General features: G+C 56.4%; 23 protein-coding genes. 9 read left to right on the plus strand and 14 right to left on the minus strand.

Annotated features, from left to right (window positions below):
- Nucleotides 1-34: 34 nt before the first annotated feature.
- The 13 genes from aspS to Q0802_RS14800 all read right to left on the minus strand — a co-directional run bounded on the left by aspS (nt 35) and on the right by Q0802_RS14800 (nt 17908).
- Complete coding sequence (aspS, locus tag Q0802_RS14740; protein ID WP_298919572.1) at nt 35-1810, minus strand: aspartate--tRNA ligase; 1776 nt, start codon at nt 1808-1810, stop codon at nt 35-37.
- A 258-nt stretch (nt 1811-2068) separates the two neighbouring features.
- Entirely contained in the window at nt 2069-2938 is an 870-nt protein-coding gene (locus tag Q0802_RS14745) for a glycosyltransferase family 2 protein (protein WP_298919574.1), read from the minus strand.
- A 120-nt stretch (nt 2939-3058) separates the two neighbouring features.
- Complete coding sequence (locus Q0802_RS14750; RefSeq protein WP_298919576.1) at nt 3059-4861, minus strand: NAD(P)/FAD-dependent oxidoreductase; 1803 nt, start codon at nt 4859-4861, stop codon at nt 3059-3061.
- Nucleotides 4862-5025: 164 nt separating this feature from the next.
- Nucleotides 5026-5703, minus strand: a complete 678-nt coding sequence (locus Q0802_RS14755; protein WP_298919578.1) for a GntR family transcriptional regulator — start codon at nt 5701-5703, stop codon at nt 5026-5028.
- Nucleotides 5704-5780: 77 nt separating this feature from the next.
- On the minus strand, nt 5781-7193 hold the full coding sequence (locus Q0802_RS14760) for a tetratricopeptide repeat protein (RefSeq protein WP_298919580.1): 1413 nt from the start codon (nt 7191-7193) through the stop codon (nt 5781-5783).
- A gap of 126 nt (nt 7194-7319) precedes the next feature.
- The gene (gene acdA / locus Q0802_RS14765; RefSeq protein ID WP_298919582.1) at nt 7320-8537 is read right to left on the minus strand and encodes a 3-sulfinopropanoyl-CoA desulfinase; all 1218 of its coding nucleotides are present in this window, start codon (nt 8535-8537) and stop codon (nt 7320-7322) included.
- Nucleotides 8538-8631: 94 nt separating this feature from the next.
- Nucleotides 8632-9480, minus strand: a complete 849-nt coding sequence (locus tag Q0802_RS14770) for a LysR family transcriptional regulator (RefSeq protein ID WP_298919584.1) — start codon at nt 9478-9480, stop codon at nt 8632-8634.
- Nucleotides 9481-9499: 19 nt separating this feature from the next.
- Nucleotides 9500-10669, minus strand: a complete 1170-nt coding sequence (locus Q0802_RS14775) for a sialidase family protein (RefSeq protein ID WP_298919586.1) — start codon at nt 10667-10669, stop codon at nt 9500-9502.
- A gap of 147 nt (nt 10670-10816) precedes the next feature.
- The gene (locus Q0802_RS14780; RefSeq protein ID WP_298919588.1) at nt 10817-13816 is read right to left on the minus strand and encodes a hypothetical protein; all 3000 of its coding nucleotides are present in this window, start codon (nt 13814-13816) and stop codon (nt 10817-10819) included.
- Complete coding sequence (locus tag Q0802_RS14785; protein ID WP_298919590.1) at nt 13813-15507, minus strand: hypothetical protein; 1695 nt, start codon at nt 15505-15507, stop codon at nt 13813-13815. The genes Q0802_RS14780 and Q0802_RS14785 overlap by 4 nt, the downstream gene beginning before the upstream one ends.
- A complete protein-coding gene (locus tag Q0802_RS14790) occupies nt 15504-16670 on the minus strand; it encodes a caspase family protein (RefSeq protein ID WP_298919591.1) in 1167 nt (388 codons plus the stop codon). Before Q0802_RS14790 ends, Q0802_RS14785 begins: the two co-directional genes overlap by 4 nt.
- Entirely contained in the window at nt 16663-17499 is an 837-nt protein-coding gene (locus tag Q0802_RS14795) for a M12 family metallopeptidase (RefSeq protein WP_298919592.1), read from the minus strand. Before Q0802_RS14795 ends, Q0802_RS14790 begins: the two co-directional genes overlap by 8 nt.
- Before the next feature lie 58 nt (nt 17500-17557).
- A complete protein-coding gene (locus Q0802_RS14800; RefSeq protein WP_298919593.1) occupies nt 17558-17908 on the minus strand; it encodes a YbaY family lipoprotein in 351 nt (116 codons plus the stop codon).
- A gap of 218 nt (nt 17909-18126) precedes the next feature.
- Between Q0802_RS14800 and phnC the strand changes: the two genes are divergently transcribed.
- From phnC to phnE (Q0802_RS14820), 4 genes are all read left to right on the plus strand, one after another.
- Complete coding sequence (gene phnC, locus Q0802_RS14805) at nt 18127-18921, plus strand: phosphonate ABC transporter ATP-binding protein (protein ID WP_298919595.1); 795 nt, start codon at nt 18127-18129, stop codon at nt 18919-18921.
- Nucleotides 18922-18964: 43 nt separating this feature from the next.
- On the plus strand, nt 18965-19873 hold the full coding sequence (phnD, locus tag Q0802_RS14810) for a phosphonate ABC transporter substrate-binding protein (protein WP_298919597.1): 909 nt from the start codon (nt 18965-18967) through the stop codon (nt 19871-19873).
- Nucleotides 19874-19948: 75 nt separating this feature from the next.
- Nucleotides 19949-20815 carry a phosphonate ABC transporter, permease protein PhnE gene (gene phnE, locus Q0802_RS14815; RefSeq protein ID WP_298919599.1) on the plus strand — a complete coding sequence of 289 codons (867 nt, stop codon included), beginning with the start codon at nt 19949-19951 and terminating at the stop codon, nt 20813-20815.
- Nucleotides 20812-22101, plus strand: coding sequence for a phosphonate ABC transporter, permease protein PhnE (gene phnE, locus Q0802_RS14820; protein ID WP_298919601.1), 1290 nt, complete (start codon nt 20812-20814; stop codon nt 22099-22101). Before phnE (Q0802_RS14815) ends, phnE (Q0802_RS14820) begins: the two co-directional genes overlap by 4 nt.
- Nucleotides 22102-22134: 33 nt before the next feature.
- On the opposite strand, the gene phnF is transcribed toward phnE (Q0802_RS14820), so the two are convergent.
- Nucleotides 22135-22845 carry a phosphonate metabolism transcriptional regulator PhnF gene (gene phnF / locus Q0802_RS14825; RefSeq protein WP_298919663.1) on the minus strand — a complete coding sequence of 237 codons (711 nt, stop codon included), beginning with the start codon at nt 22843-22845 and terminating at the stop codon, nt 22135-22137.
- Nucleotides 22846-22949: 104 nt separating this feature from the next.
- On the opposite strand from phnF, the gene phnG reads away from it, so the two are divergent.
- Genes phnG through phnK form a run of 5 tightly spaced genes read left to right on the plus strand, consistent with a single transcriptional unit; the run spans nt 22950 to nt 26683 of the window.
- A complete protein-coding gene (gene phnG, locus Q0802_RS14830) occupies nt 22950-23408 on the plus strand; it encodes a phosphonate C-P lyase system protein PhnG (protein ID WP_298919603.1) in 459 nt (152 codons plus the stop codon).
- The gene (gene phnH, locus Q0802_RS14835; protein WP_298919605.1) at nt 23405-23965 is read left to right on the plus strand and encodes a phosphonate C-P lyase system protein PhnH; all 561 of its coding nucleotides are present in this window, start codon (nt 23405-23407) and stop codon (nt 23963-23965) included. The genes phnG and phnH overlap by 4 nt, the downstream gene beginning before the upstream one ends.
- On the plus strand, nt 23965-25050 hold the full coding sequence (locus Q0802_RS14840; protein ID WP_298919607.1) for a carbon-phosphorus lyase complex subunit PhnI: 1086 nt from the start codon (nt 23965-23967) through the stop codon (nt 25048-25050). The genes phnH and Q0802_RS14840 overlap by 1 nt, the downstream gene beginning before the upstream one ends.
- On the plus strand, nt 25047-25916 hold the full coding sequence (locus tag Q0802_RS14845) for an alpha-D-ribose 1-methylphosphonate 5-phosphate C-P-lyase PhnJ (protein WP_298919609.1): 870 nt from the start codon (nt 25047-25049) through the stop codon (nt 25914-25916). Before Q0802_RS14840 ends, Q0802_RS14845 begins: the two co-directional genes overlap by 4 nt.
- Nucleotides 25913-26683, plus strand: coding sequence for a phosphonate C-P lyase system protein PhnK (gene phnK / locus Q0802_RS14850; protein ID WP_298919611.1), 771 nt, complete (start codon nt 25913-25915; stop codon nt 26681-26683). Before Q0802_RS14845 ends, phnK begins: the two co-directional genes overlap by 4 nt.
- The last annotated feature ends 3 nt before the right edge of the window (nt 26684-26686 follow it).

A 26686-nucleotide genomic window follows, 5' to 3' on the forward strand; every position in this document is an offset into this window, starting at 1 on the left:
GCAGTTGGCACGACGCCAACCACAATTCACAGCGTCATTCCTGCGGGATCACACGCAGGCCAAGCTCCATAAGCTGATCGCTTGTTGGATCGGAGGGTGCCGCCATCATCAGGTCTTCGGCACGTTGGTTCATCGGGAAGAGAATGACTTCGCGAATATTACTCTCCTCAGCCAGCAACATCACGATCCGGTCGATCCCGGCAGCGCAGCCCCCGTGAGGAGGTGCGCCATATTGGAACGCATTGACCATACCCCCGAACCGCTTGCGAACTTCGTCTTCGCCGTAGCCTGCGATTTCGAAGGCCTTGAACATGATTTCAGGCCGGTGGTTCCGGATCGCACCCGATACAAGCTCATAACCGTTGCAGGCAAGATCGTACTGGTAGCCGAGAACATCCAGAGGGTCGCCTTCCAAGGCCGCCATGCCCCCCTGCGGCATCGAAAACGGATTGTGTTCGAAATCGACTTTTCCAGTTTCCGGGTCTTTTTCGTAGATCGGGAAGTCCACAATCCACGCAAAAGCAAAACGATTTTCATCAGTCAGACCAAGCTCTGCGCCGATGACATTGCGCGCCTTGCCAGCGATCGCCTCGAAGGTCTTTGGTTTTCCGCCCAGAAAGAATGCGGCGTCGCCTACTTCAAGGCCCAATTGTTGGCGGATCGCCTCGGTGCGCTCCGGGCCGATGTTCTTGGCCAATGGGCCTGCGGCTTCCATTCCACTACCCTGATCGCGCCAGAAAATGTAGCCCATGCCTGGCAGACCCTCTTTCTGCGCGAAGGCATTCATACGGTCACAGAATTTCCGGCTGCCCCCGGTCGGCGCCGGAATTGCACGAATTTGGGTACCTTCCTGCTCCAGAAGTTTGGCGAAGATCGCGAAGCCGGAGCCTGCAAAATGCTCCGACACGACCTGCATCTTAATCGGGTTGCGTAAGTCAGGTTTGTCAGATCCATACCAGAGTGCTGCGTCTTTATACGAAATCTGCGGCCATTTCTGATCAACCGTTTTGCCACCGCCAAACTCTTCGAATATGCCGGACAAAACAGGCTGGATGGTGTCAAAAACATCCTGCTGTTCGACGAAGCTCATTTCCAGATCAAGCTGATAGAAATCAGTGGGCGAGCGGTCCGCCCGCGGATCCTCGTCACGAAAACATGGCGCGATCTGGAAATACTTGTCGAACCCGGACACCATCAACAGTTGTTTGAATTGCTGTGGCGCTTGTGGCAGCGCGTAGAATTTCCCCGGATGCAGACGCGACGGCACAAGAAAATCGCGCGCGCCCTCTGGGCTCGAAGCTGTGATGATCGGCGTCTGATACTCTCGAAACCCGCCGTCCCACATCCGGCGGCGGATCGACGAAACAACATCTGAGCGTAGCGCCATATTGGCTTGCATTTTTTCGCGGCGAAGATCGAGATAGCGATAGCGCAGACGGGTTTCTTCGGGGTACTCCTGCTCCCCGAATACCTGCAACGGTAACTCCGCCGCTGCCCCCAGAACCTCAATGTCGCGCACAAAAACCTCAATCGCCCCTGTCGGAATCTTGGGGTTCACCAGCGAAGCATCGCGCGCTTTGACTTCGCCATCGATGCGAATGCACCATTCCGCGCGCACTTTTTCGACATCGGAAAAAACCTTGCTGTCCGGATCGCAAAGCACCTGTGTGACGCCATAGTGATCGCGCAGATCAATGAACAAGACGCCACCGTGATCTCGCACCCGATGCACCCAGCCAGACAGGCGGACATTTTCGCCCACATTTTCAGCGGTAAGGTCGGCGCAGGAGTGGCTGCGATAGGCGTGCATGGACATATCCCTTCAGGGTCAGAATTCGCGCCAGATACACCTTTTGGACACGGGGAAGTCAAGGCGTCGGCGGGCAAAATACCCAACCGTGAGGGCATGCAGATCATCAAAGCCGCCAAAACCCTTGCAAATTGAATGTCCACGCAAACGCAGTGGCACCGGATTCATCCCAAAGGCTGCCATTTTGCAGGCTCCTCTTTCGAAATGCTCGGACCGCGGAATTTCGGTTTTGTCTTGCGCCAATCCGAAATCGTTGACCTAAGGCAGGTAATCCCCGTTCTGATACCGCACCATATCGAACCGCCAGGTACCCTTAAGGTAGGCGATGGCCTGGGCTCTTTTCCGCGCAGACAGAAGATTTATGGGCGACGCGATCTTGACCAACGCCCTGACCGCAGCCCGCAGGCCGGGCGTAGAAATACCATGGCGTTGCTCAACATACATACGGGATTGCGCGATGAAATACGCCTTGAGCGCAGCACCTTGGATCGAGCTGCCGGACGATTTGCCCCCCAGATGAGAAACGGTCGCCTGATGCTCGATGCGAAGGGTCCAGCCGGCTTGCCGCATGCGGTAAACAAGGTCGTCATCCTCATGGTAGAGGAAGATGTTTTCGTCAAAGCCGCCAACCTCGTCAAAAGCTTGCTGCCGGCAAAACAATGCCGCACCGGTAAGAATGTTCACCTGCACGCTGTCTTTGTTGCCGGGTGCCGCATAGCGACGGTCTGTATATTCTGACTTTGAAATCAGAGCGGAACGCCGGTCAAGTCGCAGGGCACCACGTGCATTCAGGATAGCAGGATTGGTGGCACCCGCTTCGGGATGCATTTCCGCCGCTTCCACCAACAACCGACAGCAATTAGGCGTCAACGTAGAATCCGGGTTGCAGAAAAATATGAACTCCTTGGTGTTGCCTTCCGCACCGCGATTGCACGCTGTCCCGAAGCCGCAATTTTCATCGAGCGCAATGACCTTCGCCCCCATCGCTGCAGCAATTTCACGCGATTCATCTTGACTGTTGTTGTCGACAACCACGACCTCAATGCCCTTGGGCACTGATGCGAGAAAATCGCCTATAACTTCCGCGCTGTTGTAGGTGACGGAGACTATCCGAATGCGTTCGTGCATGAATTTCAGACCTGAAGATTCTTATTGTGCGACCTCGGTAGCCGGGTTCGCCGGATCGTGCCAGCCCTGTCCTGATATATGGAGAGGGGCAACCGAATCTCGGCCGCCCATCCCCGGAGCTTATCTGCCGTTGTGATAGCTTTCCTGAAGCTTGTAGACGGGCGTGTCGATCCCCTCCATCCGAGCTTTGAGCTGAAGCGACAGGAACTGCGAATAATGACGCGACTGATGCAGGTTGCCTCCGTGCAACCAGAGCGCTTCCTGCTGCGTGGGTTTCCAAATATTGCGCTGTTCGCCTTCCCAAGGACCGGGGTCTTTTGGTGTGTCTGAACCCAGACCCCAGACCTTCCCGACTTTGTCCGCTGTCTCCTGATCGATGAGATCGGCGATCCATCCATTCATTGAGCCGTACCCTGTCGCATAGACAATTAGGTCTGCTTCCAGTTTTGAGCCGTCTTCGAAAAGCATACCATCCTCAACCACTTCACTGACCTGTCCCGCCTTCAGCTTGATGGCACCGTCGATGACCAGTTGGCTGGCACCTACATCAATGTAATAGCCCGAACCGCGGCGCAGATATTTCATGAAGAGGCCAGACCCGTCCGCACCCCAGTCAAGCTGGAATCCCGCCTTTTCAAGACCTGCATAGAAATCGGCGTCTACCTCCTTGATTTTCTCGTAAACCGGGATCTGGAATTCGTGCAAAATCTTGTATGGCAGCGAGGCGAAGATCAGATCCGCCTTTTGCGTGGTCATGCCCGCCTCGACAGCGCGTTCGGAATACAAATCACCCAAACCGATCTCCATCAGGGGATCGGAGCGGACGATATGCGTCGAAGAGCGTTGAACCATGGTCACATCCACACCGGCCTCCCAAAGCGCGGCCGAGATATCATGTGCGGAGTTGTTGGACCCGATGACAACGGCCTTTTTGCCTTTGTAGGCATCGGGACCCGGATGTTTGGAGGAGTGATGTTGATCCCCTTTGAACTTATCCATGCCCGGGAAGTTGGGCACATTTGCCTTGCCGGACATACCCGTGGCAAAGACCAGTTGTTTGGGTTTGAGCGTGACCTTTTCGCCGTCGCGATCAACGGTGACGGTCCATTCCTTGGTGCTTTCGTCAAATTCGGCGTGTTCGACAGTTGAGCGGGTCCAGTAGTTCAGCTCCATGATCTTGGTGTACATTTCCAGCCAGTCACCGATCTTGTCTTTCGGCGCAAAAACGGGCCAGTTCGGCGGGAAGGGCAGGTAGGGCAAATGGTCGTACCAGACCGGATCATGCAGGCAGAGCGACTTGTAGCGATTGCGCCAGCTGTCCCCGGCTCTTTCGTTCTTTTCTACTATGATTGTGGGCACACCAAGTTGCCGCAGCCGCGCACCAAGCGCAATTCCGCCCTGACCACCACCGATGATCACAGTGTAGGGCTGCGTTTTATAGCCAAGCTCTTCTTGTTCTTTTGCACGCTCCTCGGCCCACGTCAGCCGGCCTTTGCCCGCCCCATGTTTGGCACCCAACGGACGCTCATAACCCAAGGGTTCTTCGTGACCCTTCAGTTCGGTCATGGTGGTGAGCAGCGTCCAGATCAATCCGCCCTGCAATCGGATCAATCCGTAGCCACGCGCAACATTTGTCTCAAAGGAAATCCAGGCCGTTGTGACGCCGCCATCTTCGGTTGCAACCTCACCCTCTGCAATGCGCCATCCTGTCGGCTTGGTCACATCCAGCTGAGATTGCAGCATATCCCTGACCTGATCCTGCCCCTCCATGGTCCGAATATTCCAGGTGAAACTCACCAGATCGCGCCAATAGCAATCTGACTGGAACATCGCGACGGCCGCCTCGATGTCCCCTGCCTCAAGCGCCGCCCCAAACGCATCCAGCACCTGCGTCACCTGTTCGTTCGTTGTCGTGTCCAGCATTTATTCCTCCTCCGCTGTGTCGCCACATCTGATTGAGAAAACCCCAGGCCTTTTTTCGACGTAAATCGCCGTGGCTTTACTGTTTGAGGAGCCCCCAATCCGCTCCACCTTAACGAGAGGTTCGGATTCCACCAAAGATTGTTTTATTGCTCAAAAACAAGATATCAGAGGGATCGTAGTCTGTGGCGCTCCAATAATCCCACCAGCATCTCCTTTGACTGCTGACGGTGAGCCCGGTGGGTTGCCCGCGCGACATCTGCATTGCCATTCCGGATGGACTGACAGACCAATCGGTGGTCTTCGTTTGACTGCACCGGCATCGGGCGCATGAAAAGCGTGATCGCGCGCGCGCGGCGCACCTGATCCTGCATCATGCCCACAATAGACGCCACACGCTGGTTTCCGCCCAATCGCACAAGCTCTGCATGAAAGCGATCATCAGCCGCCGCCCATGCTTCGCGATCCTCTGCATCGATTGCGGCGTCCATATCATCTATCGCAGCGGTCAGTTGAGCCAGGTCACCATCGTCGTAGCTGGCCTCGGCAGCGTGTTCTGCCGCAAGGCTTTCGAGTTCGGTCAATACGTCATAGATTTCGCGCATGTCATCGGGTGAGACCGGTGAAATACGCACGCCTTTGCGCTGTCTTAATTCCAGCAATCCCTGCCCTTCGAGGGTCAATACCGCCTCGCGTACCGGGGTTCGGGACATCTCCAGCCTTGCAGCCAGTTCTGATTCCAGATGGTCTGAACCAGCCGCAAGCTCACCTGAAAAGATCATCGCGCGCAGCTCATGCAAAGCCCGCTGCGCATTTGAGACCGTCTTACCAGAACGCGAGGTCACCCTTGCCTCCCCAATCAATCAGAACACTCTGCTCACAACTGTGCAGAAGGCCTGAAAGCAGGGGGTTTTGCAAGATTTTACGCAGCAATCAATGCCTGGGCCTTGGCTGTGGCGCGATCCGCCTGACCACGATCACCCAAGCCCCTGAAAGCGCGCGCGACCGCCCGCCAGTTTTGAGCCGATGTGGGTTTGATACCGGTCCGCTCATTTGCGAGCGCAAGTGCCAGGTCAAACTGTTTCGCTCGCAATGCTGCTTCAAGCAGCGTCCAGCCAATAATATCACGCTGTGCGTAGCTCCCTCCAAGCCGATGCGTCATATACCGGATCGGAAGAAGGCGTTCGACACATGCAGTGTAGTTTTCTCGTTTGAAATCCTGCATGGCCAGACAAAAAGGCAAGCCAATTTCCCGGGTCATCGCAACATTGGCGTCGGAGGCGTTCTCCAGATACCGCTCGTTGGCAGAAAGGAGCGCCTTTTGTGCCTCTTCCCGATCATCGCTGACAAAGGTGAGCATCGCATGCACATCATTGAAAGCATAAAGCGTATCTTGCGCGGCAGGCTCCCATTTGTCGGCCAGATGGCTCCACCTGTCGCCGGCATCCTGCCCGACCAGGTTCATCCGCCAAAGCAAAGCTGCCGCGTCAAGCTCTTCGTATTTGTGACCATCCTTGTTGCGGGAATCGAGATGCGTATCGAAAATCTTGTAAACGTCGTCGTATTGTTCCAAATCTAGATGGTAGAGGCCGGTGTGCCACCACAAATGGTTGGCAAAATTCGAGGTGCCCCAGGTCGCGGCATAGTCGCGCATAAACCGGATACCGCCGGCCTGCCGACCGCGCATTTCCATCACATGGCTCACGGTATGCACCGCGTAGGGGTTGTCCGGTCGAATGGAAAGCGCCTGGCGGGCCAATTCCTCAGCGCGCGCAAAATCACGGTTTTCCTCAAGCCCAAAGGAATAGAATCCAAGCACGAATTCATACCCGGGAATGCTCTCGTCCCACAGGTTGAAAACCCGCGCGACGACATCGCGCTGACCCGGAACATCGCCCAGCAGCACCATCGTGTAGTGGATCAGCTCCAAAGCCAGCAAATCCATTGGGTACCGGGTCAGGACCGCCTCCCATTTCTGCACTGCCCCGAAGAAGTCACCCTCTATCCAGGCTTTGACGGCCTCGAAATGCCCCTGCTCGCGTTCGTTCCCTTTGGAGATCAACCGCTCGGCTTCTGACAGGCTGTCGAGCATCATCTGATACACCCGAGTTTCCATCGCCTGCGTCAACCAGCCCGCTTTGAACAACCATCCCATGATGAAATCCGGATGTTCCTGCAGCACTTTGTCGATCTCTCCAATCGCATCTCCGCGAAAAGACAACGACATCAAGATGGCGCTTTCCAATCCATCTATCGCCGCGCGATCCGGATAGGAAACCGGAACGCCCCGGATATCTTTAAACGCCACAGGCGCGGCAGAACTCTTTGTTTGCATCTATGATGCTCCCCTCAAAACACAGGTGAGGGCACCCTAATTCCATATGGAAGAAAATTGCACTGCCTTCTCGCCACCTCACGCAGATTCTATTTTGCGATGTTCGATTCACCCGCGCTTTTTCGACTACTGGCCAAACCCATTGCGGGTCTGGGGCGTTTTCATATCGAGCACCCGCCCGGCCACGAGGTTGCGCAGCATTTGAGCTGTGCCGCCGCCAATCGTGAACATGCGGGCGTCTCTCACCATGCGCTCAACCGGTGAATTTCGCGAGTATCCTTTCGCCCCATGCATCTGCAACGCATCATTCGTGACTTTCACGGCCATTTCTGAGGCAAAAACTTTCGCCTGCGCCGCCAACATCGGATCAGGAAATCCCGAAGGATCGGTTTGCGCGCTCAGCGCCGCACGCCAGATCATCATGCGTGCCGCATCAATCTGGATCGACATATCCGCCAGCATCCATTGCAGTCCCTGAAACTCGGCAATTGGGCGGCCAAACTGCTGGCGTTTTTTTGCAAAATCACGGGCGGCCTCAAACGCGCCGCGGGCAATCCCCAGAGCCACGGTCGCAGCGCCAACGCGCTGCGCGTTATAGGCATTCATCAACCCCGCGAAACCGCGCTCGATACCTTCCGGCGGTGTCAGCAACCGGTCAAGCGGCAAACGCAAATCGCGCAATGCGACCACGGTTTCGGGAATACCGCGCAACCCCATTGTCGGTTCACGCGGTCCGATCTCAAGGCCATCTTCGCCCAGAAATGCGATGAAACCGCCAATACCCTTGAAGACGCCATCTTCGACAACACGCGCGAAAATCAGGTGAAATCGCGAGACACCGCCGCCTGTGATCCAGTGTTTCGTACCGTTCAGCACCCAGGAATTGCCATCACGTAGGGCTGTTGTCGCCATATCCGTCGCCGCACTTCCCGCGTCAGGTTCAGTGATGCAGATCGCTGGCTTGTCTCCGGACAAAACGTGCTGTGCCGCAATCTCGCGCTGCTTTTGCGTCCCGTACTGCATGACGGCACCAATCGCGCCCATGTTGCCTTCAACGACGATGCGACCGGATACACCACAACCTCGCGCGATCTCTTCAACGACCAGCGCGATTTCAAAACATGTCAAGCCCGGGCCGCCGAGGGTTTCCGGGACCGACATCCCCATGAAACCGGCCTGCGTCAAATTATCGACAATCTCGGTAGGGTAAGCTTCGCTCTTGTCGGTTTTGGCAGCTTGTGGGCGGACGACCGTCTCCGCGAGGTCCTGCGCGCGCGCCTGCAGTGCCAGTTGCTCGGCACTGAGCGAAAGAGACGGCGAGATATGCATCTGTCTGTCAAACATCGGTGCTTTCCCTAATGCGGTATCGACAAGATACTTCATCAGAAAATAGAATGATAACGATATTATCTTGCATTTTTCATGAGAAAAACTTGCGTTATAGCGCCGCCAAAAAAGTCCCTATCAAGGGATCGGATGCAGCACCGCCAGACAGCAGCGCGCCAACATTGCGCGCGTAGGGAGGTTTCCCGAATGGAACAGAACGCAATCCGGGCCAGACGCCGGTGCTTCCTCGACAAGACGGAACGATGGAAACACCCAATCCCTCTCTTACCATCGCCGCAATGGCATCCAGTGAATCAATCTCCATTGTTGCCTGCACATGGATGTCGCGCGCTTTGAGCTCAGCCTCGATGCCAGCGCCTGCCCAGGTTTGCCGATTGAACCAGATGAACGGATGTGTGGCCAGCAGCGTTTCCTCGTCACCCTGCACTTCTTTTGGCGCGATAACGACCATGGGCTCATGCCCGATCAGGTGCCATTCGAGCCCCGGTATGGGCTGGGGCGGCATGGTGCAGATTACGATGTCCAGGTCGCCTTGAACCAACAGATCGGCCAATGCATTTGAGCTGCCGCTGCGCACGTCAAAGGACAAATCGGGATGCAAAGTTTTCAACTCTGCCAGCGCCTTGGGAAGAAAACTGCTCAAAACTGTGGGCACCGCACCGACAGTCAGCCTGCCATGCACCAGTTGATCATGAACAACACCTTCGGAGGCATCAAATAACGCAATCACCTTACGCGCATGATCCGCAAGCGCCCGCCCCTTCGCGGTAGGCATTGGGGGTCTGACGACACGGTCAAACAGCACAACACCCAACTCATCTTCCAGGCCCTTGATTTGCAGGCTGATGGCAGAATGCGATCGCCCCACAGCATCACCGGCCGCCGCGAATGAGCCGCTGTCAACAACCGCCACGAGGCTCCGCATTTGTTGAATATTCATAAGTGCTGTTTTCTGCCCACTAGCGCGTCGAAACGCAATCCATCACCTCAAGCGACAAGATCGTCGGCAAGTGCCGGGCGACCTCTTCCCAACGATCACCTTCGTCGGCGCTCAGAAAGACAGACCCGCTATTGGTGCCAAGATAGATGCCCGCCGGATCGCGCACATCCCCTCCCATGGCTTGCCGCAACACAGTGAAAAAGCAGTTTTCCTGGGGCAGCCCCTGCCTCAGCGCCTGCCAACTCTCGCCGCCATTTCGCGACCGCCAAACCGCGGCGGACGCGTCGGGCGGGTATCGGCCAATGCTGTCGCCATTCAGCGGAAGCGTCCAGATCGTGTCTGGATCACGCGGATGTACGCGGATTGGAAAGCCAAAGGTAGAGGGCAATCCTTCGGTGATGTCTTCCCAGCTGCGTCCACCGTTGCGCGACTTCCATACACCGTGGTGGTTCTGTTGATAGAGGATGTCGTTGCCACCGGGAGCATGCACAATGTTGTGCACGCAATGTCCGGTCTCTCCGTCTTTGGGCGCGGCCGGATGCGAATGACCGGTGCAGTTTTCTTCGTTGGACAAGCGATTGCGCCGCGCCCAGGTGTTGCCACCGTCTTCGGTCTCAAAAACGCCGGCCGCCGATATACCAATCCACAGCCGATTTGAATCACTCCGGTCCGAAACGATGGTGTGCAGCACAAGGCCGGCACCTCCGGGCTCCCAGCTTTCACGCGACGGGTGATTTGTTAGGCCCTCCAATCGGGACCACGACTTGCCATGGTCATGGCTGGCCAGCAATTCGGCGGGTTTGGTTCCCGCGTATAAAACGCCATGCGCGTAGGCCAGCGACCAGATCTGGGAGAACTCATCGTCAAATTCGACCGAAGGCTTGGACCAATTGATCATTTTCGCAAAATCAGGATCCTGCTCAGCCCATGTATCCATCGACCCGGTGGTCAGCTTGGTAAGATCCCAGGTCTTTCCCAGATCCTTGGAGCACCAGACGCCGGCTCCATGCCAATCACTGCCACCACCTGCCCAGATCATCCCGGTTTCCGGGTCCCCGACAACGTGGTTGATGGGCCAGCCCTCACAACACGGACCTGTAACCGACCAATTGGACCGATCTTCATCTCCCGAAAGGAAAAATGCCCCCTTCGTTGTGCCCAACAATATCAAGATAGAGCCAGCTTCCATCGGACCACTCCCAGCTATGCCAGATGATTGTAACGCAATTATTCAATTTCAGATAGCGCTGGACCAGACACGCTAGCGCGATCCTCGAGCTTCATGACCTGTGACACCCGTCGCGCGGCCAGTCAGAACGCGAGACGGGTTCCAGCATTATTTGCTGGGCGCCCGCGCCAGAATATCCGTCAGCCTGTTGGCAGAAACATCGGCGGCGAGCCCATAGACCAATGCCACGACGCAGGCCAGATACCCGGCAGTGACTTGCTCCAGAGCCACCGCCCCGAAAATCGTGATCAGAATCCCATTTACGAGGGTACGGGCCCAGACGGTTTTTGTGATGCGTTTATTGAGTGCGGATACATCCGGAGGCATTTCGGATTTCAACGGCAGCGCGCGCATCTCCAGCTTCTGTGTCGCTCCGGCGGCATCCACTGTTGCGATTACGGTTTCCGGTTTTTCGAGCGTCAGGTAAACGCAATTACCCGCGGCAAGGTCTTTGGGTCCGGAAGCGAGGGCCCATGTCACGGTTTCAGGCAACACTTCCTGCGAAAGGCCTTCGACGCGCCACATCTGTGCTTCTCCGCCATACACCACACGCGGAGGCACAATCCGGAACCCGGTTGACGTGAGCTCACCGGCGATCTGCATGTCAGATTGAGGCAGCACAGTCGGGATCACGGCCAGATTCCCGGCGCGCCAGAACCCATAGGCACGCTCAAGGGCAACACCCGGCGCAACCGGCTCTTTATCATCGCCAAGATGTCCCAGCACAACCAATCCTCGCGCAACTTCGGTAACGTAGCGATGCAGTGATTTGGCGTGGGTTACATAGGACATAACCGGCCAATCGGCTTCCGCGCTTTGCGCTGCTTGTTTCAACGCACTGAGGCTGGCCATCATCGCGACATGCGGCATCTCGGGGGCAGCTTCAGGTGGATTGGCACTTGCCGCAGCCTCAATCGCTGATCGCGCGGCATCATCCAGCGCGATCACAAAAGGGTCCAATTCGTTTGCCAACCGGTGCCGCAACACGACCGCATATCCTGACAAGAAGTTCTTGAGTGCCACTTGCACTTCATGAAGCTTCTCAGGGTCTATGTCTGCGGTAGCCAGTTTACTCAACGCGTCTTCAACCAGATCAATTTCATCTTCGTAACGGCCCAGATCACCACTTTCTGCGCGCACAGTGGCCCAGAGCCGTATGACATCGCGGAGTTCGGAGCTATGCAGGTTCACCCAGGCTTGCGTCTCGGCAAGCGCCTTTTTGATGATTTCAGGGGTTTTGGGCAGCCCCGCACGTTCGCGAACCTGCGTGACATCCTCTTCATTGAGGAACTGGCGCAGTTCGCGCAGATGTTCGCGTGCTGGCGTGAACGCCCGGGTGATCTGAATCGGCTCAAACGGAAAACTCGGCAAGGCAAGCTGCCATGCTTCAAGTTCACCCGATGCCAATTGAACGGCTTCGCTCAAGCCCTCTTCGGCGGCTGCCAAAGTAGCGAGCGCGCTTACATGGGCATTTTTCACGCTGTCGGCTGTGGCTTCAACATCCCGCATTGCAACGCGTAACTGACCAATGGCAGTATCCACTGTCGCGATAAACTCCGCATCGCGGGCGGCGCGTTGTTTGCGCATCAGTTTGTCCAGCGCATGGCGCGCCTGAATCAATTCGCGGTCACGCTCAAGCCCGCTTTCAAAGTATGTCCGGTAAACAAATCCAATGATGATTCCAGCCACGATCAAAATGACCAGCGACCACATTGGGACGCCCAGTATGACCTTGATGGTGATCTCTCTCTCGGGCGCCGTGGCGTTGACGGTATCGATGGTAAATGTACCGCTGTAGCTTCCGTAGCCGGTTGGCAACTCGAAACTCACAGGCACAAGGTCCATTCCCCGACCCGGGCCAAGAATGCCAAGATCATCACCAGGGTTATTGGCGACGCCGAAAGTCACCGACGCTATATCCGTTTCGCCCCCTGCCCCCTTTAACCGGACCGCGCGCCGCGTTGTCGACAGATCCATCGCACCCAGGAAACCGGTTTCCCGCACCCGCAGAGGGTCCGATATCGGTTCTGAGTCGACCCAGTTAATGTTGTTATCGCTGGTTTTTGCCGGGATAATCTCCAAGATCGGCACGCGGGTTATGTTGATTACGACCTCATTTGGCGTATCCAAAATGGCCGCTTTTCGTTCTACCTGAAGCTCCAGAATTTGACAGGTCAGTTCCGTACCGGTTTCCGCGGCAGATTTACACTTTGAAGCGGTTGGTCTTGGCGGTGCAGTGCCCGGATCGGCGCAGGTACGCCCGGTCTGCGCGCTGAACACGGCATGGAGGCCAACCGAATAGGTCGCGCTGCGATAAGCGGTTCTTTCGGAGTTCAGTATGATCTTTGGCACAGCACCCGCATCGACATCCTGCAGCGAAATACACGCTTTAAAACCATCTGGCTCTGCTCGCCCGTCTGAGGCCGACTGCGCCGCGTCAAAGAGCCATATGTTACCGGCCTCGATACCCTCACCGGGAACAAATTCGAAGACAGCCGCTTCGGGTTTGCCTTCCTCATCAAACGTCATCAGGCGCTTTGCACCGCCAAGAAGCGTCAGCAATTCCCCTTTGCGTATCGCCGACTTTGGAACGGTCACAGAAAAATTGTAGATTTTGCAGGATTTGCTCGCACAGCCAGAGATGGCAGGAAGCGTTGTTCCATCGTCATTCGTTATAGTCGCTTGGGTTGCCTCCGCGGGAAAATTACCAAGACAATCGGCCTGCGCCGGTCTTGGGTCACCATCCGTCCAGATCATCACTGCGAGGTCATGCTTACCCTCTGCAAACTCCGCGGCAGCCGTACTGAGCCGCAGATTCCAGATGCCAGTGTTGTCGATTGGGGCTACGATACAGGCGCCATAAGCGTTCCGCTGGGCGGGTTTGCCATCATGTTTCACGAAAACTGTCTGCGCAAAAACCACGCTGGCACCTTCCGCCTGAAGCAACATCGGAATGTCGACCTGTCGTCTTTCTTCGGCATCCTCGGTAAGCACGATTTCGCCCGGAGACTGCCCCACGAGCGTCACCGGATCAGCGGCCAGCGCCGGGCCTGCGCTCAGCAGTAGTACGACTGACAGTAAGGCGGAAAGTCTTCGAAACCACGTCATAAGGGCAACCCGATACGGTCGCGAGGGGTCAGACGTACCGTGAGAAATACCTGCCGAGTGTCAATGCGCATCGAAACGCTCATGGCTGCGTTCAGGGCATCGGATATCCTTTTGGTGATGATCGGACCGCCTTCCTCCGACGCCTTTAGGAATTTCAACCCATCGACCAGCAACCGGAAACTGGCGGTGTAGACGGGCAATCCGCCCTCGGCGGCATTCAACAAAAGGTCTCGCACCATCTTGCGATGTTTTTTTGTGAGCTTTGGCGTGGTTGACAGCAGAATGTGCCATGCCAGCAATATTTTTGCGTCAGGCAGCCAGGGGAACCAGTTCGCCAAATTTTCCAGCCATTGATCCCACGGCCCATCCATGCCCGCCCCCCGCACGCTGGACCCCTTTGGTTGACGCTCCTCACGGATACCACCGCCCCATCTTAACTCATTGATCAACACGCAACCGCCCGCCGCGGCCGCAAAAGGGTTGGCGACTTTTTCAAACAGAAGCGACCTGGCGGAATCGAGAATTGCCCGGCTTGCTCGAACGTCCCCCTCGCGCATGAACCCCAGCAGCGACGCCGACCGGGCGTGGCGGGGCACGATACTGACACCAGACTCTTCGGGAATACTGCGGTCAAAGTTGACATCAATGCCAACCGGCTGCCCGTTCATCAAGCCAGGCCAGGGCGTCGGAACGCAAAATAGCCACTGCACCATGCCGTCATCGGCTACAACGTACATGCGATTAATGCCCTCGCGGCGCCTGATAATCCGAGGTTCCTGCCTTTGGGTGTTCATCAGCCCCCACACACGCAGTGTTTCATCGCCCCCCTCCTGCACACGCAGCTTGAGATCTTCGGGAGGGGCGACACTGTTGCCTGCTTCATCAGCCAGAGCATCCGCGTTCACAAAGACATCTGTTCTTGTTTGCGCATTTTCCGACAATCGACGCGCAAGGACACGCAGGAAATCAGACTGCGAGTTCTCACCTTCGGTTCTGAAAAAATAGCGCGCCTGCGGTTGGGGCAATGCGGGTAACGGCGGGCTGAAATTATCCTCGGCTTCGGGGGCTTCCTCGCGCTCTTTTAGCAGGTTTTCGGCCTGCTCCAGCCACCCGGATGTGTCTATTCGTTTGAGATAGGATTGCGACAGCATGCCCAGTACCGGCGATGCCAGTCGGGCAAGCTGGCCGACCTGTTCAATGCCAATCCGGTTGAGCGCCGATTCAACAGCCGGTCCAATGCCCTTGATCAGCTGAAGATCTTCATGGGATTGAACCGGGGCACGCTCCTGGGGGTTTTGCCGCGCCTGAAGTTCGCGCCTCAACCTGCGTTCTATCTGCTGCGCGATGCCCCCCGCGAAGGCCTGCCATGAAAGGGTCTCGAATGGCGAGCTTTCTGCTTCAAAAGCAATTTCCGCCTCCTCGCCCTCCTCGATAGCGATTACCTGATCCATTTCAGTACCAGACGGCATCCGCACCCGAACCTGATATCTGCCCGCCGGTAAATCGGAGACAAGGCGCGGCTGCACCTTCCCGGGCGGCCCAACCGGGATCAGTATGTCGCTGACCTCCACACCGGCGGGCAGTTTGACCTTTGACAACGGAATGATGTTCGCAATGACCTCACCGCCTTCGCTTTCGGCAGACTGGCCATCCAAATACTGAACAACGTGCATCTTCAGTGACCCGGTCATGACAGACGCAGTCTTTCAGACACATTTTGCGGCGACACGAATTTTCTTAGGGTCACAACCTTTTGCTGACCGGCCGCATTCTGGAACTTGGCGGAGAACTCGTAATCTCCCTCCGTGAGATCAATCAGCCAGACTTCGTCGTTATTAACCTCCTTGATGACCTGAGCGTTGGTCCCATCGGGTTCATAAGCCAGTTCGAGAAGGTTGTGATCCGTATCGGGCCGCCCCCCCAAATCGACCGGCACAACGGGTTCGCCTTCGGGGCGCTTGATGGTGATTGTGGCATCGGCATAACCGCCTACTTCAAAGTTGAAATTCGGGAAAGCGCGCATCACACGGCGCGTCTGTCGTTCCAGCGCCCGCCGCAACATAGACGTGCACACAACCCACTCTCCGTCCACCTTATCCCAGGCCCCGCCTTTGAAAGCCAATGGCAAGGCCTGCGCAAATGCAGAAGGTTCTCTGGGAAGGCCCATGGCCTTTTCACCGGGCTGAGCGGACAGAAAGACCGGTGCCGTTTTCTGAACAATCGGCGTGACGCCCGGGATCAGGGAATCCCCGAAACTCGCACTTTGCTCAATCAGATTCTTCGAGATCGACCGGCAGGCATCAACAAAGTAAACCTGTGATTGCGCCTTGCAGCGGCCCATCCCCAAATGAAAATCCGTGAAGTTTACCGCATTTTCAAATGGCGCAAGCGTATCTTCACCAAAGTCAGTGCTCAACAAAGTGTGCTGCATGCCTGCGGAGATTCCATGACCACAGAAGTAGAACAGTAGCAGGTTCTGTGCGTTTTCGTCGCTACGCCTGAACCAGTCTCTCGCAGCCTTCTTGATATTGCCTAATGTGGCTGACGCAATTTCGCTTTCGGGGCAGTGCTTATGGTGAAACTTCTGCGCAGCTCCCTTTTTCGACACCAGCATATGCATGCTGCGCAAAGGCATCGATTGGTCATCATGATACGTGTCCAGCAACCATTTGGCGATGTGCTCTGCGGATCTCGGGGGCGAGCTGAGTTGCACCATGCCCTCGTGATCGGCGAAGCGATGGCTGTTTCCGCCGGGAAGATGTGCGTAGTGCCCGACACCAATAACCACCGCATGCACGCCGACCGCATCGGCCGGGCGATTGTCCTTGAATATCAGGGAAGCGGGGTCAGACATTGTCGCGCTTTTCGAACTCCTCCGCATAGGCCTGCTCGATCGCGGCCACATCGCCGCTGCTGAGGCTTAGCCTCTGGCCAATTTCCACCCCATCAGGTGCCACGAGTGTGGGTTTCAATGGGTCCTTGGCGAAAGCATTTGGAGGGTAGTGCATAATCGAGCCGTAATCATAGGGTCCACGATCCACGCCGTCATAGATATGCCGGTTGAAATTGTGCAGCGCGCTGTTGTGGATGTTGTCATATTGCACCTCCACATGCTCATCCCTGTCAGAACGGCTCTGTTCGTGCCAAAGACCTAACGCATGGCCAATTTCGTGTATCGTATTTCCCAAAGTGCAACCGGGGCCGAGATTGACAAATTGCTCGCCGCCCACGCAGCCGACATTCGCAGAGCATCCCGAGCCGGGTCGAAAGGTGACGAAATCGGCCTGATCGACATAGGGCACAAATCGGATTTTCGTCTTGGTTTCCCAGTGGGCAATCGCATCGATCACCCGGTTGGCATCCGGTAAATTTTCGTCGATCTGATAGGGGACAGTACCCTCGGGCCATAGGTACCGCGACAACACGGTGAGGCCGAAACCTTCGGTTGCATTGACAAGATCGACACCGCCATCGCGCGTAACTTGCTCGCTTAGCGCCGCCATTTCGTCAGCGGTCCCCAGCACGATACAGCCTTCGAAAACGGCCAATCCGTCAACCACAGAGTATTCGATTTCACGCACAGAGAACTTGTCACTGCCATAAACGCCCCGGACATAGCCGGTCTTGACCGTATTGCTCAATAGCAATCCATCGGGGGCGGTGTCCGGATCATAATCTGACATTGGAACCCGTAATTTATTTTTTAATAATGGTTAAAGGGTACACGACAAACGAGAACATTCAAAGAATTTTTAGGTCGAGCGCAACAGTCTGCAATTCATTTTCGGGCAAAGGTTGCGAGTCTATGGTCAAGGCATCACCAGTGGTCAGAGCGTTGCGGCCTCCGCAATAAACGCGCGCGCTTAGCACCAGTCTGCGGTAGCTGGTTCGGTCATCAGGAACCTCAATCTCAAACTCAAAGGAATGCCCCGCGTCAGAAATTTGCCAATCCCCCTGACTGATCAGGGTGCTGAACTCTGTCAGCACCTGTGCCTCCGCATCCGCAAAGGACACGTCTTCTACAGCAACGACCAGCTCACCGGAAATCGTCGCACTGCCTCTTGGCAATCGAACAAATCCTTGGACGCTCAAATGACCCTCCTGTGCTTTTCGCACCTGATGTCGTTGGTGATGCACCAAGTTTATCATCCATAGCACAATTTTCCGACCTGACGTTGCAGTCACGGGAGCAGGAAAAGCCAGATTAATGTCTTCTCCATCACCAGGCAAACCGTCACAGAACTTTCGCCGGTCTGATACAAATCTGAGAACTACGCCTGTCAGACCCGCATCAAATCGCGAGGATCGGCATGCTCGAAGTTTCAGACCTGACAAAGACATTCGGCCGGAACACTGCCGTAAACTCGGTATCCCTGACGGTGGCAAAGCCTGCCATGATCGGCATCATCGGGCGCTCGGGTGCCGGAAAATCCACCCTTCTGAGAATGCTCAACCGGCTGTCAGATGCGACGTCAGGTCAAATCAGCTTTGAAGGAAAAGACATCACAACCCTGAAAGGTGCGTCGGTACGGCATTGGCAGTCACAATGCGCGATGATCTTTCAGCAATTCAATCTGGTGCCCCGGATGGATGTTGTCTCGAATGTCTTGCATGGCACATTGAACCGCCGTTCCACGCTCGCGACTTTGTTCAACATGTATCCGGCATCAGACGTTCAAAGAGCCATTGGTATTCTGGATCGCCTGGGGATCGCGCAACACAGCCCAAAACGGGCTGAAGCCTTGTCCGGGGGGCAACAACAACGCGTCGCCATCGCGCGCGCGCTGATGCAGGACCCCAGGATCATCCTTGCCGACGAGCCAATTGCCAGTCTTGACCCGATGAATGCGCAACTGGTGATGCAAAGCCTGCGGCGTATCCACGAAGAAGACGGTCGCATGATCATCGCAAACCTGCACACGCTCGATACGGCTCGGCGCTACTGTGACAGGATTCTGGGCATGCGGGACGGCAGGATCGTATTTGACGGCACACCTGCGCAACTGACGGCCGGAGTGGCGCGAGACATTTACGGCGCGGACGCGTCGTTTTCCGAAGCAGCAACATCCACCGAAATCGAAACCCTCGAAAGAGAATATGCCTGAACCGTCCGCCACCGGCGGCATTGCTATTTGTTGGAGACCACGAATGAAGAAGATTTTCACAACAGTGCTGACGATTACAGTCACCGCTTCGACCGCCATGGCAGATGGAGATGAAATATCCGAATTTCGCATCGGCATTCTTGGCGGCGAAAACGCGCAGGACCGGTTGAACAGCTACCAATGCCTGGCGGATTATACCAAGGACGCGCTGGGGGTTGAGACCAAGCTCTTTGCGCCCGCCGACTACAATGGCGTCATTCAGGGTCTGTTGGGCGGCACGCTGGACATGGCCTGGCTGGGCGCGTCATCTTATGCTGCAGTTCACATCCAAGATCCTGATGCCGTTGAACCGGTTCTGGTCAAGATCAATCTGGATGGGTCCTATGGATACCATTCGATCGGATTTGCCCGCAAGGACAGTGGTATTACCTCGCTGAGTGACCTCAAAGGCAAGACATTCGGATTTGGTGACCCAAATTCCACGTCCGGTTACCTGATCCCCTCCATCGAAATCCCGCAAAAGACGGGCGCAACCATGACGTCAGGTGATTACTTCGGCGAAGTGAAATTTACAGGCGGTCACGAACAGACCATCGTTGCGGTGAATGGCGGCGACGTGAGCGGTGGCGTCACTTGGGCGGACGGTCAGGGCGACTGGGAAGATGGCTACAACTCGGGTGCTTTGCGCAAGGCAGTGGATGCCGGGCTGATTGATATGAACGATCTTGTCGAAATCTGGCGGTCCAAGCCGATCCCGGAAGGTCCGGTTGTCCTGCGCAAGGCCTTGCCCACTGATGTAAAAGCCACAATGACTGAGCTTGTCGATGGTTTGTATGAGGCCGATGCAGATTGCGCCTACGGCGTCGCGGCGGGTGACAGCCTGGGCTTCGATCCGATTACGCACGAGGCATATGTCTCCATCGTCGAAGCGCGCAAAGCGAAATCCAACTGACATCTCTGTTTCAGAACGACCCGCAGATCCCCTCCATGCAAGAGCGGGATCTGCCTTCTTTGAAGGCCGCGCCAAATGACTGACACCCGGATCGAGATCCAAGCGAACTACCTCGCGGCGATGCGACAGAAACGCCTTTTGAGCGGCATTCTCTTGATTGTTTTCGTGTCATTGCTTCTTGCCGGTTTTCAGACCGCCAATGCGCGAAATGCAGGCGGCTTCTGGCAGGGTCTTCCCAACATCCTCGATTTTCCAGCCGACGTTGTCGGTGAAGCGTGGGATCGAAAGCACCTGCTTCCCGGTTACTTTGCAAAATACGCGCGCTCCTTGATCGAAACCGTGAATATTGCTGCTGCGGCTACATTGGTGGGTGCCCTGATGGCCCTGGGGCTGTCTTTGCTGGCCACGCGAAGGCTTGCACCGGCGGTGCGCCTGATCGGCCCGATACGGCGCCTGCTGGACATTCTCCGCGCCATTCCGGAAATCGTCGTGGCTCTGGTGCTGATTTTTCTGCTCGGCGGCGGCCCGGTACCTGCGATGATCGCCATTGCACTGCACACCATTGGCGCTTTGGGTAAACTGTTTTCGGAAGTCAACGAAAACGCCTCCCTGAAACCCGTCGAAGGGCTGGCCTCAGTGGGGGCAAACTGGATGCAGCGCATGTGTCTGGGGGTCATTCCCCAGGTGGCGCCCAACTATCTGAGTTACGCTTTGCTGCGATTCGAAATCAACATTCGCGCGTCGGCCATTCTGGGGTTTGTTGGGGCCGGCGGTATCGGCTACGACCTGCGCAACACCATGTCTTGGGGACAGGGCAAGTTCGATGAGGCTGCGGCGATCTTCCTGCTGCTGTTCGCAACGATCATTGTAGTGGATCAGATTTCGAGCGTTGTGCGCAACCACCTGGCATTTGGCAGACAGGAACGGGCCCTGACATCATGAAATCCGACATGCTTGAATATCAGGTTGCTTCCTATCTGCTGCGCAAACGCATCAAGGCGATGATGGTCCCGGCGGCGATCATCGGCTATCTGGTCTATGTCTTTTTCACCTTTGACATCGCTGGACTGAGAGAAAGGGTCAGCATCCCGAACGTGAAAGTCCTGCTCTCGGATGTTTACAGCTACAAGACACATGTCGCGCGGAACAATCGTTCGGGCGACATAGAAATCGCCATCGAAGGCGAGCGCAAGGGCCGCTATCCGGCTGGCAAAAGCCCCGAATGGGTTGTCTTGGGCGACGAGACGGTGATCGATCTGGGCAACGGACACGTTGTGGTTTTTGGACAGCAGATCACTTATGACATCCCCAATTTTGGCCGCATCGCTGCCCGGCCAGATAAAGACGGGATCAATGCCGTTTTCCCGACAGACAATCTGCCCGGCTGGATCAACGTTTCAAAAAACCGCCTTGCCATCAAAACTGATGCCGGTCGCCTGACGGTAACCCGCAACCGCGCCGAAGTGTTTCGTTACTTCGCGGGCTGGGAGTTGTTCTTTTTCACCTTGGACAGCCCCTATCATGGCATGAGCCCGAAACAACTTGTCGCGACCGGAGACTACGGCGATATCTTGCGCGCTTTCTGGGATAACAAGATGTGGCGTCACGGCGACGTGGCCTGGGCGCTATTGGAAACTGTATTGATGGCGTTTCTGGGGACCTTCGGCGCCGCCATAATCGCGCTGCCTCTGGGGTTTCTGGCGGCAAAGAACTTTACACCACTTGGTGCGCTGCGGTTCGCGGCACGACGGGTGTTCGACTTCCTACGGGGCGTCGACGGGCTGATCTGGACCATTGTTTTAAGTCGCGCATTCGGGCCCGGCCCCTTGACCGGATCGTTGGCCATCTTGCTCACCGATACCGGCACTTTCGGGAAGATATTTTCAGAAGCACTGGAAAACGTGGAGGCAAAGCAAATCGAGGGCGTAACCTCCACCGGCGCCAAGCCCTTGCAGCGGTACCGGTTTGGCGTGATCCCCCAGATCACCCCGGTTCTTCTCAGTCAGATCCTTTACTATCTGGAGAGCAATACGCGGTCAGCCACGATCATTGGAGCGATTACCGGTGGTGGCATCGGGTTATTGCTGACACAGGCCATCATCACACAAAAAGACTGGGAGGAAGTGTCCTACTACATCGTCCTGATCATCCTGATGGTCATGGCGATGGATACGTTTTCCGGCTGGCTGCGCGCCAAGCTGATAAAAGGCGATAGCGCTGACTATTGAGCCACAAAAGCCTGCCAGGATGGTGGCGACCTCTTACACATCCGAAACAGTCAAGGTCACGCGGTCTCCCGCAAACCAGGTATGCCCATACTCAACCGGTCGGCCTGAAAGATCGGCATTTATGCCAACCGTCCGAAGGATGGGCGCGCCTTCGCTGATCCGCAAATGCAAGGCTTGCGTGGCATTGGCCTGCTTGGCCGTCAGGCGTGTGGAGATGCGGATATAATCCTCAATACCGACGCGCTCCAGCGCCGCAGTCACCGATTTGGTTTCATTGAGATCTTTCAACAAGTCCGGGAATGGGGTACGGGGGAAAACACTTCTGAACAGCGCAATCGGCTGACCATCTGCGAGTGAAAGCCCTTCGTAGACGTGAACCTCATCCCCTGCAGAAAGGTTCAACGCCTCACATTCGCGCGGACCAGCAGAGCGAGATAGCAGTGTCAGCACCTCCTTTGCGGGAACCCGCCCCGCCGCCGCCAAATTTTGGTGGAACCTGACACGGCGACCGATAGGGTAATCTGTTGGTCTTTGTGCGACAAAGGCACCGGCCCCGCGGCGGGTGTGGACCAGTCCTTCGGAAACCAGTGAGCCCAGCGCATGACGTACTGTATGACGGTTCACGCCAAATCTTGCTGCGAGGTTCGCCTCGGTGGGGAGCTTTTCACCGGGTGCATAATGCCCCTGCGCAATCTCGGCCGTCAGCGTCGTTGCAATTGATTTCCAGATCGGGGTTCGAACCATCAGTGTCACTGAACTTTCATGAAGTTGGGATTGCAGAGTTCGTCGTCTTCGGATAAAAGTTGTCTAGTTGTATATATAAATAGACAAATCTGCAAGGTGTCTAGATGGTCAATTCCACGCCCCCGCATTCAGATCGCAAAGTCTGGATCAGCCTGTTGGCGAAAGCCTCATCAAGCCACCTGTCAGAGCTTTGGGCAACATATGACGAGCCCCCCGAGCACAGTGTTTTGCGGGCACCAGAAGTGGGGAGCGTCATGGTCCGTGGCCGCACAGGAGCGACCGGCGCTGCTTTCAATTTGGGCGAAATGACCGTCACGCGGTGCTCTGTGCAACTGGCTTCGGGCGAAACCGGGCATGGGTATATTCAGGGCCGTGACAAGAAGAAAGCACTTCAGGCAGCGATGATAGATGCCTTGTTGCAGACGGCCGCAGCGCCACAGGTGCAGCGGAAGATCGTCGACCCCCTGCAAGCGCGACATGAAGAAAAGCGCGCTCGCCGATCCGCAAAAGCCGCGGCGACCAAGGTAGATTTTTTCACTATGGTCCGGGGAGAAGATACATGAACGGTCTGGCATTGTCCGGCGGCTTCGTGGATGGCCCCATTCAAAGCGCGCAGGCCTTTCGCCAGATCATGACCGCGATGGCACGCCCCGGCGAAATCCTCGACGTATCAGGCGCTGCACCTCCTGCGCCACTTTCCATAGCGGCAGGAACCATTTTGCTGACGCTCTGCGACCCTGAGACACCCCTGTTCCTGGCACCCGGCTTTGACATTGATCCGGTGCGTGACTGGATCACGTTTCATACCGGTGCGCCATTTGTCAGCGCTGGTGATGCGCAATTCGCGGTTGGTGTCTGGAAAGACCTGCCGATTGCGTCCTTCCCCATCGGCACCGCGGAATATCCCGACCGCTCAACCACCTTGATCGTTGAAGTCGAAGACCTGTGCACGCAAGGCTTTGTCCTGCGTGGCCCGGGGATCAAGAATAGCCGAACGTTGTCCTTGCCGGAGACGGAGGTGTTCGCGACGAATGCTCAACTTTTTCCGCTCGGTCTTGATTTCTATTTCACGCACCGCAGCCGCCTTGCGGCCCTGCCACGCACGACAAAGGTGTCCTGATGTATGTCGCAGTCAAAGGTGGTGAACGGGCCATCGACAATGCCCATGCCTGGCTGGCCGAAGAGCGGCGCGGGGACACCGCGATTGCTGAAATATCGGTCGCACAAATCCGCGAGCAACTGACCCTCGCCGTCAATCGCGTCATGGCCGAAGGGTCCCTTTTTGATCCTGACCTTGCCGCCCTGGCAATCAAACAGGCGCGCGGCGACCTCATCGAGGCAATCTTCCTGATCCGCGCCTATCGGACAACCTTGCCGCGCTTTGGCGGGGCGGTTCCCATCGCCACCGATAACATGACCTGCGATCGCCGCGTCTCTGCAACCTTCAAGGATGCCCCCGGCGGACAGATCTTGGGGCCGACGTTCGACTACACTCATCGACTGCTCGATTTTAAACTGGCCGCCGAGGGTGAAGTGCCCGATGCCACCGAAGTCCTAACCCGGCAAGATGCGACACCCCACATCATGGATTTTCTCAACCGTGAAGACCTGGTTCAGACTGAACCCTTTGACGACACGCACCCGCCTGACCTGACGCGCGCGCCGCTGGAGCTTCCCGCCACCCGGGCGCTGCGTCTGCAATCGCTGGCCCGTGGCGACGAAGGGTTCATCCTTGGCATGGCCTATTCCACCCAGCGCGGCTATGCGCGCAATCATGCTTTTGTGGCGGAATTGCGGATCGGCATCGTCCCCGTGGAACTGGAAATCCCCGAACTTGGGTTCGCCGTTGAGATTGGCGAAATCCAAATCACCGAATGCGAAACGGTCAATCAATTCAAGGGATCAAAGACCGAACCGCCGCAGTTTACCCGCGGCTATGGGCTGGTCTTCGGAATGTCGGAGCGCAAGGCAATTTCGATGGCCCTGGTGGATCGGGCTTTGCGGTGGAAGGAACTTGGCGAAGACTTTGTCGGCGCGCCTGCGCAAGACGAGGAATTTGTGCTCTATCACGCAGACAATATTCAGGCGACCGGATTTCTGGAACATATCAAATTACCGCATTATGTGGATTTTCAGTCCGAGCTGGAATTGATCCGCAAGCTGCGCCGCGAAGCCGCCGCCGAGACACAGGAGGCTGCACAATGAGCGAGTACAACTTCGCCTATCTGGACGAGCAAACCAAACGCATGATCCGCCGTGCCATCCTCAAGGGATTGGCCACTCCGGGGTATCAGGTGCCCTTTGCCAGCCGTGAAATGCCCATGCCCTATGGATGGGGCACGGGTGGCGTTCAGGTATCCGCAGCGATACTGACGCCCGCCGATACGCTCAAAGTAATTGACCAGGGTGCGGACGACACAACAAACGCTGTTTCCATTCGACGTTTTTTCGAGAAAACCGCCGCTGTCTCCGTCACCGAAGCCACCGGTGACGCAAGTGTCATTCAGACCAGACACCGCATACCGGAAGAGCGGCTGCGGGAAGACCAGATCATCGTCTATCAGGTCCCGATCCCGGAACCTCTCAGGTTTCTGGAACCTTCCGAAGTTGAGACCCGCAAGATGCACGGGCTTGAAGAATACGGGCTGATGCATGTCAAACTCTATGAAGACATATCGCAACACGGTGCAATCGCGACAGCCTATGCCTACCCGGTCAAGGTCGAGGGGCGCTATGTCATGGACCCCTCGCCCATCCCGAAATTCGACAACCCGAAACTGGAAATGGCCGCAATTCAACTGTTTGGCGCGGGTCGCGAACAGCGTATCTACGCCATTCCTCCCTACACGAAAGTTGTCTCTCTGGACTTTGAGGATCATCCGTTTGAACCAACGAAGGCCGATCATGCCTGCGATCTCTGCGCGGCTGAAAACAGCTATCTCGACGAGTTGATCACGGATGATCAGGGGAGCCGGATGTTCATGTGTTCCGACACGGATTATTGCGCCTCCCGGCGCAGACAAGGCCATGTTGGCGTCAAAGGAACCGTGTTTGAAGGGTCCGCGACATGACACCGTTACTGAAAGTTGAAGACCTCGCGAAGTTCTACGGGAAACGCGTAGGTTGTGCAGGCGTATCCTTCGATCTCTACCCCGGTGAAGTCATGGGCATCGTAGGTGAATCCGGTTCAGGAAAATCCACCCTTCTCAACTGCCTTGCAGGGCATCTCGCCCCAGACACCGGGGCGGTTTGGTTCGACACCCGGGCAGAGGGCTTGCGTGACACAATCACGATGAACGAGCCGGAGCGCCGCATGCTGGGCCGGACGGATTGGGCCTTTGTGCACCAACATGCCCGTGACGGATTGCGAATGAATGTCAGTGCAGGCGGGAACGTCGGGGAACGATTGATGGCCGTGGGTGCCCGCCACTACGGCGACATTCGGATGGCAGCAGCAGATTGGTTGGGGCGCGTGGAAATCCACGAGGACCGCATTGACGATCGGCCCACAGCGTTTTCAGGCGGAATGCAGCAGCGGCTGCAGATTGCCCGAAATCTGGTCACCGGCCCCCGCTTGGTGTTCATGGACGAACCTACCGGTGGATTGGATGTGAGCGTGCAGGCGCGGTTGCTCGATCTCTTGCGGGGTCTGGTAAGAGAGATGAACCTCAGCGCCATCATCGTGACCCATGATCTCGCCGTCGTTCGATTGCTGGCGGATCGCCTGATGGTCATGAAGGATGGTCATGTCGTCGAAACCGGTCTGACCGATCAGGTGCTGGATGACCCGCAACACCCTTACTCCCAACTCCTCGTTTCTTCAGTATTGCAGGTGTGACCC

This window comes from uncultured Roseobacter sp., from assembly GCF_947495275.1.
Classification (GTDB): Bacteria; Pseudomonadota; Alphaproteobacteria; order Rhodobacterales; family Rhodobacteraceae; genus Roseobacter.